Source organism: Citrobacter sp. wls711, from assembly GCF_005281055.1.
GTDB lineage: Bacteria > Pseudomonadota > Gammaproteobacteria > Enterobacterales > Enterobacteriaceae > Citrobacter > Citrobacter gillenii.
The window spans coordinates 67872-80560 of sequence record NZ_SZXC01000023.1 but is presented as its reverse complement, the minus strand read 5'-3'; the positions used below and the strand labels follow the sequence as shown (position 1 = coordinate 80560).

The 12689-nt window shown below is 52.5% G+C and carries 11 protein-coding genes; 4 read left to right on the top strand and 7 right to left on the bottom strand.

Going from position 1 to position 12689, the window contains the following annotated elements:
* Positions 1–152: 152 nt before the first annotated feature.
* Positions 153–1259 (bottom strand): aspartate-semialdehyde dehydrogenase, encoded by a 1107-nt coding sequence (gene asd / locus FDW98_RS08930; RefSeq protein ID WP_096759248.1) that lies wholly within the window; start codon positions 1257–1259, stop codon positions 153–155.
* Between the two features lie 190 nt (positions 1260–1449).
* Here asd and yhgN point away from each other — a divergent pair, with 190 nt between their 5' ends.
* A complete protein-coding gene (gene yhgN / locus FDW98_RS08925; protein WP_003023480.1) occupies positions 1450–2043 on the top strand; it encodes an NAAT family transporter YhgN in 594 nt (197 codons plus the stop codon).
* 105 nt (positions 2044–2148) lie between these two features.
* On the opposite strand, the gene gntU is transcribed toward yhgN, so the two are convergent.
* The 5 genes from gntU to FDW98_RS08900 all read right to left on the bottom strand — a co-directional run bounded on the left by gntU (position 2149) and on the right by FDW98_RS08900 (position 7316).
* Positions 2149–3489: a gluconate transporter gene (gntU, locus tag FDW98_RS08920; protein WP_096759247.1), complete on the bottom strand. Its 1341-nt coding sequence runs from the start codon at positions 3487–3489 to the stop codon at positions 2149–2151.
* Complete coding sequence (gene gntK / locus FDW98_RS08915; protein WP_096759246.1) at positions 3489–4019, bottom strand: gluconokinase; 531 nt, start codon at positions 4017–4019, stop codon at positions 3489–3491. The genes gntU and gntK overlap by 1 nt, the downstream gene beginning before the upstream one ends.
* A gap of 140 nt (positions 4020–4159) precedes the next feature.
* Entirely contained in the window at positions 4160–5155 is a 996-nt protein-coding gene (gene gntR / locus FDW98_RS08910; RefSeq protein WP_096759245.1) for a gluconate operon transcriptional repressor GntR, read from the bottom strand.
* Positions 5156–5453: 298 nt separating this feature from the next.
* Positions 5454–6155 carry a quercetin 2,3-dioxygenase gene (gene yhhW / locus FDW98_RS08905; RefSeq protein WP_096759244.1) on the bottom strand — a complete coding sequence of 234 codons (702 nt, stop codon included), beginning with the start codon at positions 6153–6155 and terminating at the stop codon, positions 5454–5456.
* A gap of 123 nt (positions 6156–6278) precedes the next feature.
* A complete protein-coding gene (locus FDW98_RS08900; protein ID WP_096759243.1) occupies positions 6279–7316 on the bottom strand; it encodes an oxidoreductase in 1038 nt (345 codons plus the stop codon).
* A 471-nt stretch (positions 7317–7787) separates the two neighbouring features.
* Between FDW98_RS08900 and yhhY the strand changes: the two genes are divergently transcribed.
* From yhhY to tssD, 3 genes are all read left to right on the top strand, one after another.
* Positions 7788–8276 (top strand): N-acetyltransferase, encoded by a 489-nt coding sequence (yhhY, locus tag FDW98_RS08895; RefSeq protein WP_096759242.1) that lies wholly within the window; start codon positions 7788–7790, stop codon positions 8274–8276.
* Between the two features lie 44 nt (positions 8277–8320).
* Positions 8321–9205, top strand: a complete 885-nt coding sequence (locus FDW98_RS08890) for a hypothetical protein (RefSeq protein WP_096759503.1) — start codon at positions 8321–8323, stop codon at positions 9203–9205.
* Between the two features lie 272 nt (positions 9206–9477).
* On the top strand, positions 9478–10617 hold the full coding sequence (gene tssD, locus FDW98_RS08885) for an Hcp family type VI secretion system effector (RefSeq protein WP_096759241.1): 1140 nt from the start codon (positions 9478–9480) through the stop codon (positions 10615–10617).
* Positions 10618–10906: 289 nt separating this feature from the next.
* On the opposite strand, the gene ggt is transcribed toward tssD, so the two are convergent.
* Entirely contained in the window at positions 10907–12649 is a 1743-nt protein-coding gene (gene ggt / locus FDW98_RS08875; RefSeq protein WP_096759239.1) for a gamma-glutamyltransferase, read from the bottom strand.
* Between the last annotated feature and the right edge of the window lie 40 nt (positions 12650–12689).

Below are 12689 nucleotides of genomic sequence, written 5' to 3'. Positions count from 1 at the left end.
AAGAATAGCCAATGCTTTATCTTACTCCCGGTAAAAAATGAAACATCTGCGCTTACTCCTGTATTACGCAAAAAAAAGGGCAACTCAGCACCCAATGTTTAAACACGGTCTGTGTCTGCCGGATGGCGATATGCTTATCCGGCAGTCCCGCATTACGCCAGCTGACGCAGCATTCGGCGCAATGGTTCCGCAGCACCCCAGAGCAGCTGATCGCCCACGGTAAAGGCTGACAGGAACTCCGGTCCCATATTCAGCTTACGCAGACGACCGACTGGCGTGGTCAACGTACCGGTAACGGCCGCTGGGGTTAACTCACGCATGGTGATATCCCGATCGTTTGGCACCACTTTCGCCCACGGATTGTGCGCGGCCAGCAGTTCTTCCACGGTCGGAATCGACACATCTTTTTTCAGTTTAATCGTGAACGCCTGGCTGTGGCAGCGCAATGCGCCGACGCGCACGCACAGACCATCCACCGGGATCACGGAAGACGTGTTAAGAATTTTGTTGGTTTCCGCCTGCCCTTTCCACTCTTCGCGGCTCTGGCCGTTATCGAGCTGTTTGTCGATCCACGGAATCAGGCTCCCGGCCAGCGGGACGCCAAAGTTATCAACCGGCAGGGAGCCGCTACGGGACAGGGTTGTCACTTTACGTTCGATATCGAGGATAGCAGAAGAAGGGGTCGCCAGTTCATCGGCCACATGGCTATACAGATGGCCCATCTGCGACAGCAGTTCACGCATATGACGCGCGCCGCCGCCGGAAGCCGCCTGGTAGGTCGCCACGGACACCCAGTCCACCAGATCGTTGGCGAACAGACCGCCGAGTGACATCAGCATCAGGCTAACGGTGCAGTTACCGCCGACAAACGTCTTGATGCCGTTGTTCAGACCATCGGTGATCACATTCTGGTTAACCGGATCGAGAATAATGATGGCATCGTCTTTCATGCGCAGTGAAGAGGCCGCGTCAATCCAGTAACCCTGCCAACCGCTTTCACGAAGCTTTGGATAGATTTCGTTGGTATAATCGCCGCCCTGACAGGTCACAATAATGTCGAGCGCCTTCAGCGCATCGAGATCAAATGCATCCTGAAGCATGCCGGTGGAGGTCGCACCAAACGTCGGTGCTGCCTGCCCAAGCTGGGAAGTAGAAAAGAAAACAGGGCGAATGGCGTCGAAGTCGCGTTCTTCTACCATGCGTTGCATGAGTACAGAGCCGACCATACCGCGCCAGCCGATAAAACCAACATTTTTCATAGCGTTTTTTTCCTGCAGAGATGTGTGCTGTGTATGTACGCCATTATCCTGTGACGTATCCTTCACCATACAAAAAGCAGCCAAAGTCGCAAGTGAAATTAATCAATGATAGCGAAGCCATCAGTAATGCGACTTATCCCGCTGCGCTCGCAAGCAGAAAGTCCGCGGCAATTATCAGGGAATTTGAGTTATGAATGAAATCATTTCAGCGGCAGTTTTATTGATCCTGATTATGGATCCGCTCGGAAACCTGCCCATTTTCATGTCCGTATTGAAACATACTGAACCGAAACGCCGTCGCGCAATTATGATTCGCGAGCTGTTTATTGCGCTGCTGGTGATGCTGATATTCCTGTTTGCGGGCGAGAAAATTCTGGCATTTCTTAACCTGCGCGCGGAGACCGTCTCCATCTCCGGGGGCATCATTTTGTTCCTGATCGCCATCAAGATGATTTTCCCCAGCGCCACCGGCAACAGCACCGGGCTGCCCGCAGGCGAAGAGCCGTTTATCGTTCCACTGGCCATTCCGCTGGTGGCGGGCCCCACCATCCTGGCGTCGTTGATGCTGTTGTCGCATCAGTACCCGAATCAGATGGGACATCTGGTGATTGCCCTGCTGATCGCCTGGGGTGGAACGTTTGTGATTTTATTGCAGTCGTCGCTGTTTCTGCGCTTGCTGGGTGAGAAAGGGGTTAACGCGCTCGAGCGCCTGATGGGGCTGATTCTGGTGATGATGGCAACCCAGATGTTCCTCGATGGCGTACGGATGTGGATGAAGGGGTGACGCACTCATATTACGCCGGGTGGCGGCTTCGCCTGACCCGGCCTACGGTGTGGAAATGTGCTCGTTTGTAGGCCCGGTAAGCGCAAGCGCCACCGGGCAATGCCCTCAGCTCAATAGCTGGAAAGCAATCATACCGACAATTGCACCGACCGTGCCGAGGATGGTTTCCATCATCGTCCAGGTCTTCAGCGTTTGCGCTTCAGTTGCACCGGTAAACTTACCGAACAGCCAGAAACCGGCGTCATTCACGTGACTGACCACGATAGAGCCACCCGCGATACAGATAGACAGGGCCGCCATCTGCACGCCGGAGAAGTTCAGTTGTTCAATCACCGGCATCACCAGACCGACCGCCGTTAAGCAGGCCACGGTTGCAGAACCCTGAATGATACGCACCGCCGCTGCCAGCACGAAGCAGGTGATGGCAATCGGCAGGCCCATTCCGGTTAATGCTTCACCCAGTGCCGGACCGACACCAGAATCCACCAGCACCTGCTTGAATACGCCACCAGCACCGATCACCAGCAGAATAATCCCCGCCGGTTGCAGCGCATGACCGCAGATCTCCATCACTTTGTCTTTTGGCATCCCCTGGCGAATGGCCAGGCCGTAAATCGCCACCAGGCACGCCACCAGAATCGCGGTGAACGGGTGACCGATAAACTCGAACCATTCGTAGGTTGAAGAACCGACCGGCACAAAGCGTGCGGCGATGGTTTTCAGACCCACCAGTACCAGCGGCAGCAGGATCAGCGACAGGCTGAAGCCGAAGGACGGCATTTTCCCCTCGCCCAGATGCGGCTCGGTAATGTCTTCCGGCACGTGCAGCTCAACGTAACGGCTGATAAAGTTGCCCCACAGCGGCCCGGCGATAATCATGCCAGGGATCGCCGCACACAGGCCAATCAGGATCATCCAGCCAAAGTCGGCGTGCATCTGAGAAGCCAGCAGCATCGGCGCGGGCCCCGGCAGCAGAAACGCCGCCGCTGCCGCCACGCCCGCAAACAGCGGAATGACCAGCTTAACCAGGTTGGTACCGGTGTGGCGCGCCATCGAGAACGCCACGCTTATCAGCAGCACAATCGCCACTTCAAAGAACAACGGTAATGCGCAAATCAGACCGGCCAGGCCAATCGCATAGTGCGCGCGGCTGTGACCAAAGGATTTCAGCATTTTGACGGCAATCTGATCGACTGCGCCCGTTTCATGCAAAATCTTACCGAACATGGCACCGAGAGCGACCACAATCGCCAGGAAGCCCAGCGTGCCCCCCATCCCTTTTTCCATAGTGGCCGCGATTTTATCGAGCGGCATACCGGAAAAGAGACCTGCACCAATAGACACCACCATCAAAGCAACGAAGGCGTGCATACGCGCCTTCATTACTAAAAACAGCAGTAATAAAACGGACCCTACTGCTGTTAAAACAAGCGTTAATGTAGTCACTACTTACTGCCTTGGTTTATAACCTCAATGGTGCTCGCTACCACACCGTCCAGTGGTTGATCGATATCCACCACCAGTACATCGCTTTCGTCCGCACCCGGTTCTTCCAGCGCATCAAACTGGGTAACCAGCATCTGCGTTTTGAAGAAGTGACCTTTGCGCGCTTTCAGGCGGCTTTCAATCACGTCGAAATCCCCTTTCAGGTAGATGAAAGAGAGATTCGGATTGCCTTCGCGAAGCAGGTCGCGATAGTGTTTTTTCAGCGCAGAACACACGATCAGCGAGACCTTGTTGGTACGCTGCATCGCAAAGGCGGCGTCATTGAGCGCCTGTAACCACGGCTTACGGTCGTCGTCGTTCAACGGCTCACCGGCGGCCATTTTCGTGATGTTGCTGCGCGGATGGAGAAAATCGCCATCAAGAAACGCGGCCTGCAGTTGATGCGCCACTTCGCTGGCGACAGCAGATTTACCGCTGCCCGATACGCCCATCAGAACGTAAACGTGGTGATCATGATTAGTCGTGCTCAAAGCGTTGCCCCCACTGGTACAAGAATCAGGAATTGTTACGGGTAACTGTTATCGGTAACATTGTCCAGCCGGACAAATGGAGAAGCAATATCCATTCGTGCTCGAAGTGTATAAGTGTGAGCTACGTCAAACTTGTCGGCTTAAATAGATCCGCCCGGTGACAAGGTGAAACCTAAATCTAACATTTTAGGTGTGACTGCTTCACCGCGGATACGCGCCAGCAGACGCTCAGCGCCAATGCTGCCCATCCGTTCACGCGGCGTGAGCACGCTCGCCAGACGCGGTTCCATCACCTGCCCGATGTCATGACCGTGGAAACCAGCAATCGCCATATCATCCGGAATTTTCAGCCCTAAGCGCTGGCATTCAAATGCCGCCCCGACCGCCAGGTCATCGTTAGTACAGAACACACCGTCCAGCTGCGGGTATTCACGCCGCGCCTGACGGATAAGCTCAATACCCGACGAATAGGAAGAAGATTGTTCCACCATCACGCTATACGGCACCAGGCCGGCGTCGCGCATGGCCTGCTCGTAGCCCCTCTGTTTGATAATAGTACGCTCATCCAGACGCGCTCCCAGATAGGCAATGTGGCGATGCCCACGCGCGATAATGGCGGCGGTCATCTGGCGGGCGGCTTCGAAGTTGTCAAAACCGACGGCGATATCAAGACACGGAGACTGGCTGTCCATCAGCTCAACCACCGGGATCCCCGCCACTTCGATCATTTTCAACGTACGCGGGGTGTGGCTGCGTTCGGTGAGGATCAGGCCATCGATATTCCACGATAGCATTGATTCCAGACGTTCCTGTTCCATCTCTGGCTTATAGCCGTAGTGCGCCAGCATGGTCTGATAACCGTGGCGGTCAGTCACGGCCTCAATGCCGCGTAGCACTTCAGCAAAAACCTGGTTGGTGAGAGAGGGTAACAACACGCCGATAGCACGACTGGTAGCATTTGAAAGGATATCAGGAGCACGATTGGGAATATAACCCAGCTCATCAAGTGCAGCGGCAATTTTGCCCCGCAGCGCCACGGAGACCTGCTCCGGGTTGCGCAAAAAGCGACTGACCGTCATTTTGGTCACGCCCACGCGGTCGGCTACATCCTGAAGTACGGGTCTTTTCTTTTTCATCGTCCTGAAGCGTTAAAAAGGGATAGATTCCCCGAGTTTACCACGGACATGCGTGAACCTTCGCAGAGAAAAAAAGGAGTTTTTTATTGTGAGAAATACACAAAATCATTCGAGTTGCATCAAGGCGGCGACGCAGTAAATCCCCGGGAGCGTACATTAAGTACGCTCCCGGGGTGAGCGACAAATCTGCCGGGAGCAGATTTGAACGCTGCTTACAGCGGCCCCGAAGGGGCGAGACCTATGGATGGGCCGAGTAATAAAGCCAACACAGATGCAGCTTGAAGGATGCCGTGTATTTTTATACAGGCGGCAGGTCAAACAGTAATACTTCGCTGTCGCTGTCGCTGTCGGCATGAATCGAAATGGCCTGTTCATCCCAGATTGCCAGACCATCACTGGTGGACGCTTTGGTTCCGTTGATGGTGACATTGCCTTTCACGACCTGGATCCACACGCGGCGTTCCGCGGCTATCTGATGTACCGATTGCTCATCTTTGAGCAGCGCCCAGCGGTACAGCTCCATATCCTGGTAAACCTTCAGCGAACCGTCACGCGCATCCGGCGACAGCACTAGCTGTTTGCCCTGCGCGGCATCAAAACGGCGCTGCTCGTAGCGTGGCGTAATGCCGTTTTCCTGCGGGATGATCCAAATCTGATACAGGTGCAGCTTCTCGGTGTCGCTTGGGTTGTACTCCGAGTGACGGATCCCCGTCCCGGCGCTCATAATCTGGAATTCACCTGCAGGTACCTGCTCTTTGTTACCCATGCTGTCCTGATGCTCCACCGCACCTTCCAGTACGTAGGTCAGGATTTCCATGTCTTTATGGGGGTGCGTACCAAAACCCTGGCCTGCGTCGATCACGTCATCGTTAATCACGCGCAGTGCCGAGAACCCCATAAAATTCGGGTCATAGTAGTTGGCAAACGAAAAGGTATGCCAGGAATCGAGCCAGCCATGATTTGCATGACCACGGTCGTTTGCTTTGCGTAAGAAGATCATTGTGTTCACCCCCAGATGTTTTCGATGGAGTCAGTGTGGACTCTATCACTCAGGGATCATAGAGGGTGTAAATTGACGCCTCTGTTCAAAAAAAATGAACAAGCCCAGAGGCGTCACTTAGCGCTATTTGGCGAGGGTTATCGTGGCAGGCGTTGCCTGTTCAAAGGCGCGCTCGAGGATCTCGAGATTAGTAAGAACGTCAGATTCCTTGACGTAATTAGGCGTACCGGTGGTCAGCGACTGATACAGCGCATCATAGACGCGGCCGTAGTCGCCCACTTCCGGTTTCATCTCTTCTTTCACCGTGATGCCATCATCGTTGACATATTCCAGCACACCCACTGAATCATCGGCGGCAAAACCGGGTTCCCCCGGCATAATATTGGCCTTCAGGCTGGTCTCCTGCTGGTCGATACCGTACTTCACAAACGAGCCTTTAGTGCCGTGAACGATAAACTTCGGATAGTCGATTTTCACCAGGTGGCTGGTTTTGACGATAGCCTTCAGGTCACCGTAGAACAGCTGCGCTTCAAAGGTATCATCAGGATTCGCTTTGTTGCGCAGGCTACGGATGTCATAGGCAACGTGGTCGGGACGACCAAACAACGAGATAATTTGGTCCATGGTGTGTACGCCCAGCCCATAGAATGCGCCGCCCTGTGGCAGACCCGGCTGAGTTTCCACCACCGGGCGGTAGTAGTCAAAATGACTCTCCACTTCAACAATCTCGCCCAACTTGCCGCTCTCAATCGCCTTTTTGGCGGTGAGGAAGCAGGAATCGAAGCGGCGATTCTGGTACGGCGTAACGATCAGCCCCTTGCTTTGCGCCAGTTCGAACAGCGCTTTTGCCTCTGCCAGCGTTGGTGTGAACGGTTTCTCCACCAGCACGTTTTTACCCGCTTCCAGCGCACGCTTTGCGTATTCAAAGTGGCTGTCTGCATGTGTGCAGACGATCACCAGCTTCACCTGCGGATCGTTTAATACCTCGTCGAGGTCGCTGGTAAAGTGGATGTGTGAATATTGCGGTGCCTGCTCTTCCGGCTTGGCGTGACGACGGAAGATATGCGCCACGTGCCAGCTGTCTTTACGGTTGAGAACGTACGGTAAATGGTAGCGGGTGGTGCTTTTACCAAACCCAATGAATGCGCAGTGTAAGGTCATAAGGCAATCCTTTTGAAGGTGATTGCCTACACCATAGCGCAAAGTGGGGGGAGACTGAATCCATCCTATCATCGTGCCGGATGCGGCGGAGCCTTATCCGGCCTACAAAAGCAGTAGCCTCAAGATCGGCCGGCGGCGTCGCGGTCAGTTTGTTCACGGCAAGCGCGCAGGGCCCGGAGCGTACTAAATGTACGTGAGGAGCACGAGCACTTCCCGGGGACAAAATGGCAAGTAAGCCAGGCTGAAACAAAACCCCAAAAAAAAAGCCAGCAAAAGCTGGCTAAAGTAATACTGGAAGCAATGTGAGCAATGTCGTGCTTTCAGGTTCTCCGTAGGGTTCCCCTGAACGCAGAGCAATAATAATCATTCTCATTCGCACTTGTCTACTTCTTTTTGCAAAAAAAATGCAGTTGACGGATTTTTCTTTCTCAGCGAGTGTAAATACACAATTAACCCTGCAGGAGATAAGGAATGAGTGAGATAGTGATACGCCACGCTGAAAAGAAAGATTACGACGCCATTCGTCAAATCCATGCCCAGCCGGAGGTGTATCACAATACGCTACAGGTTCCTCATCCTTCCATGGAGATGTGGCAAGAACGGCTCGCCGAGCGCACCGGTGTCAAACAACTGGTTGCCTGCATTGATGATATTGTCGTGGGGCACCTATGCATTGAAGTCACCCAGCGCCCGCGCCGCAGTCACGTCGCTGATTTTGGGATCTGCGTAGATGCCCGCTGGCAAAATCGCGGCGTCGCCAGCGCGCTCATCCGCACCATGATCGACATGTGCGACAACTGGCTGCGCGTCGAGCGCATTGAGCTGACGGTGTTTGTCGATAATGAACCTGCTGTGGCGGTGTACAAAAAGTATGGCTTTGAAATCGAAGGGACCGGTAAGAAATATGGCCTGCGCAACGGTGAGTACGTTGATGCGTACTTTATGGCGCGCGTGAAGTAATGGTTGGGCGAGTCATCTCGCCCTTTTTATTGAAAGGACGCATCGTGAAAAAGGTTATATCGCTGGTTCTGCTGGCAACGATTTCCCCCGGCTACGCCATGACCGTACAAAATGTGGATTCCATCCCCAACGCCATTCACCATCCGGAAGGCAAGCAGATTTTCGCCGAGCAAATGATGGGGGCAACGCCCGCCAAAGGGTTTGGTGAACTGCCGCAAGGGTTAGAGGTAGCGCAATGGATTAGCTGGGTTGCGCCGAATGAAGACCCCAAAAACCTGATTATGACCGGTGCCAAAGCCTGGGGCAAAAACGGGAAATACATTGGCGTCGCCTGTTTTGCCGATAATCAGGCAGAGGCAGAACAAACCAGGAAACGCGCAGATAACGGCTGTCCGGAAAATTACAGCACCAGCCGCGTCAATAAATTATATCTCGGCGTTTTTTCCTGGCAGAATCAACAGTTGCAGCCGATCGCACGTTCAGAAAAACCGCTGGACCAGCTCTCAACGTGGAATGAAAACGCCGAAGCGCAGAGTGATGATGAGTCCGTCAAACCGCTGGCTTATTACACCAAACTGGATCTGGCCCCTTATCGGATCGCACCCGATACCCTGGCATTCGGGGTACGCGGCGGGTACGCAAATGCGTATTCCGGCGGCGGTGCATTTTATGAAGTGCTGGAGCTCTACGCGATCAAAGACAACAAGATAATCAATGTGTTTTCCAACCTTGTTTACCAATATCAGGATATCGCCGGGGACTGGAATCAGGACGGAACGCGACAGCACGACATCAGCGAAAGTAAGTACATCCTGAAAATACGCGCGGCAAAGACCGCCGGTTTTTATGACGTAGAGCGTGTTAACCTTGAGGATAAAAGCAGTCGCATATATCGCTGGTCTGAATCACAGCAACGGTACGTTCCCTAGCTGACAGATAAGGCCTACAGCGTATAGCACGATGTAGGCCACTGATGTGAATAAAAAAAACATCAACAATTATTCTTTCAATATCCCCCCATTATTAAATATATAAAAACTTCTCTCCTTGGTTATTTATATTCAGAATCCCCTCAAGAATATTCACTTAAAATGAAACGTTTTGTTTCTGCTATATACTAACACCATCAGAAAGCGTAAATAAAAACAAAGAGAAAAATTACCATTTTTACGATAACACGTAATAAAAGGATAAGGATTTCATGAGTGATATCGTCTATCTGATGGTTTCAGGACAACAGCAAGGGGCTATTTCTGATGGATGTGGAACCATTGCATCCGTGGGTAACCGCTGGCAAATAGGGCACGAAGACGAAATTTTTACCTTTTCGTTCACTAATAGTATAACCAGTACTGGCGCAGGTTCTCATTTGCACGGACTGCGATTTTGTAAACTGATAGATAAAAGCACCCCATTATTTGTTAATGCTATTAACAACAACGAGCAGTTATATATGGAGTTTTATTTCTACCGCATCAATAGATTCGGTAGATGGGAGAAGTATTATTATATTCAACTGCGGGGAGCATTTCTATCAGCCATTCAAAACCAATTCAGCGAGAATAATTTAGATACAGAAACAATAACCATCAACTATGAATATATCCTCTGCAAACATCTTATTGCCAACACTGAGTGCAGCTACCTGGCGTTGCCCGAAAACTATAACCGCCTGTTTATCCCCCGTCCCAAAACCCCCGCAGACAACGGCCTCAAAACGTTAAACAGCAAAGGGGTTGGCAGACTGCTTGCGGCCGGAGGGATCTACAACGGGAATATCGACGGTTTCAGGGAAACGGCGGAAAAGTTGGGGGGCGATGCTCCTGCGGGTTACGAGCAGGTTATGGATAACAAAGGATTGCTTATCCTTGGTGCTTCAGTAGCTGCTGGATTAACAATGGGCAGAATGAGGTTCCCTGAACTACAAGAACTGGAGCATTTTGGGGCAAAAGGAACCTATACATCAAGACCATTTGATCCAAATAAAGCAGGAGGTCCAGTTGAACATCTTACAACTGAAGGCGTAAATATTACCCATGAAGGAATTGCAATTGTGGAAAAACATATATCTCGCTTCGATCCAGACCCAGGTAATGAGTTCATGGTTAGCCGTTTGAAAAAAATAGCTAACGGTAACTTACTACCAGAACAAGTGGATTTAAACTACTACACTCATGAATGCCGAGAGTATCAACGCTACTGTAATTTAGGTTGGGAAACCGGCAGACCAAGCGATAACCAAGAGGCTTATGATCTTTGGAATAATACGCATACATCCACTCTCGAAGATTATAGAATAACTGGTAATGACCTTTATCACCCGGACGCACCATCATGGTAAACAATACTGAACTGAACATTTTGAAATTACTGGCATCCAGAGATGATGTAAATTGGACCTGGTATAATCTTGATCGTGCAATGACCCTCAGGAATATGGATGGGGTGGGTAACGTTGCCAAGCTCGTGGATAACCTATCCAAAGCCGGTTTAGTCGACATAGTAACAAGGACACCGTCAGGTATGGATTATTATCGCGTATCCATCCAAGGCCAAAAGTTGCTAAACGAAATGAGTTAACAGCCAGAACGACCCGATAAGCCCTCTTCCACCGAAGAGGGCCGTCATTCTTAGTACCCCGCCGTTAAATCATCCACGGAGCGTGGGTCAGACGCGCCATACAGTGCGCCATCCGGCCCGACCATAATGCTCTGGGTGCTGCCCATCGCCTCTTTGAGCGCGACTTTTTGCCCTTTCTGTTCCAACAGTTTGATGGTGTCCGGGCTGAAGCCTTTCTCGATGCGCAGCTCATCCGGCAACCACTGATGATGGAAACGCGGTGCATTGGTGGCTTCGGCGACGTTCATTCCAAAATCAATGCTGTTGACCACCATTTGCAGCACAGTGGTGATAATACGACTGCCGCCAGGGCTGCCGGTAACCAGCCAGGTTTTGCCGTCTTTCACTACGATGGTCGGCGACATGGACGACAGCGGGCGCTTATTCGGCCCGACCGCGTTGGCATCACCGCCCACCAGCCCGTAAACGTTCGGGACACCCGGTTTGGCAGAGAAGTCATCCATTTCATTATTGAGCAGAATACCGGTGTTACCCGCCACAATACCGGTGCCGAAGGTGGTGTTCAGGGTATAGGTCACCGCCACGGCGTTGCCGTCTTTATCCACCACCGAGAAGTGGGTGGTTTGGTTACTTTCGTACGGGGCAAGCTTGCCCGGTTTGATCTGACTGGAGGGTTTGGCTTTATTGATATCGATCTGCTCGGCAAGCGATTTGGCATACGCTTTGTTGGTCAGCGCCTGCCACGGTACCTTCACAAAATCCGGATCGCCAAGGTATTCAGAGCGGTCGGCGTAAGCATACTTCTCCGCCTCCGCCATCACCTGCATGGCATCGGCGCTGCCAAATCCGTATTTCTTCATATCGAAGTTTTCGAGAATATTAAGGATCTGCACAATATGAATACCGCCAGAGGACGGGGGCGGCATCGAGAAGACCTGGTATCCGCGATAGTCGCCGCTAATCGGTTTACGCTCCACGGCTTTATAAGCGGCTAAATCGTCTTTGCTCATCAGCCCGCCGTTCTTCTTCATCTCCTCGGCTATCTGATCGGCAATCGCCCCTTTATAAAACGCATCCGGGCCATTCTCGGCAATCATCTCGAGGCTTTTCGCCAGGTTTTTCTGTACCAGCTTGTCGCCCTTTTTCAGCGGTTCGCCGTCTTTCCAGAAAATAGCTTTGCTGTTCTCGTGGTTGGGGATCACTTCGCTGCCGTAGGTTTTGAGATCGTCAGCCAGCGCATCGTTTACCACAAACCCCTCTGCCGCCAACTTCATCGCCGGGCGTACCACTTTGTTGAGTGGCAGGGTGCCATATTTTTCCAGTGCCAGCGAGAATCCGGCCACGGTCCCCGGCGTGCCGGAAGCCAGATGCGAGGTTAGCGATTTTTTACTGTCCGGATTGCCCTGATCGTCGAGGAACATATCACGCGTGGCGTTAGCCGGCGCCATTTCACGGAAATCGATAGCGGTCGTATTCCCGTCTTTGGTGCGCAGCAGCATAAATCCACCGCCGCCCAGGTTCCCCGCCTGGGGATGCGTCACCGCCAGTGCATACCCCACGGCCACGGCAGCATCTACCGCGTTACCCCCCTGCTTTAAGATATCTACCCCAACCTGCGTGGCCATCGCATCCACGGAGGCAACCATCCCCTGCTGCGCGCGCACGGGATGGAACACATCTTCTTCCACGCCATATGATACTGGCGGCGCAGCCGGTGCGGCAGCCGCGCTGAAACAGCTTCCTGAGAGCAGAGCAGCAATGGCTACCCGGCGTATAAACGTCGGTTTTATCATCGTTATTCTCCAGATGTACGGGGGTCTGCCCCCACTAAGC

Excerpts from the sequence above, each read along its gene's own strand:
- yhgN (WP_003023480.1), top strand. The coding sequence starts at position 1,450 with ATGAATGAAATCATTTCAGCGGCAGTTTTATTGATCCTGATTATGGAT.
- yhhW (WP_096759244.1), bottom strand. The coding sequence starts at position 6,155 with ATGATCTTCTTACGCAAAGCAAACGACCGTGGTCATGCAAATCATGGC.
- asd (WP_096759248.1), bottom strand. The coding sequence starts at position 1,259 with ATGAAAAATGTTGGTTTTATCGGCTGGCGCGGTATGGTCGGCTCTGTA.
- FDW98_RS08900 (WP_096759243.1), bottom strand. The coding sequence starts at position 7,316 with ATGACCTTACACTGCGCATTCATTGGGTTTGGTAAAAGCACCACCCGC.
- ggt (WP_096759239.1), bottom strand. The coding sequence starts at position 12,649 with ATGATAAAACCGACGTTTATACGCCGGGTAGCCATTGCTGCTCTGCTC.
- yhhY (WP_096759242.1), top strand. The coding sequence starts at position 7,788 with ATGAGTGAGATAGTGATACGCCACGCTGAAAAGAAAGATTACGACGCC.
- gntR (WP_096759245.1), bottom strand. The coding sequence starts at position 5,155 with ATGAAAAAGAAAAGACCCGTACTTCAGGATGTAGCCGACCGCGTGGGC.
- tssD (WP_096759241.1), top strand. The coding sequence starts at position 9,478 with ATGAGTGATATCGTCTATCTGATGGTTTCAGGACAACAGCAAGGGGCT.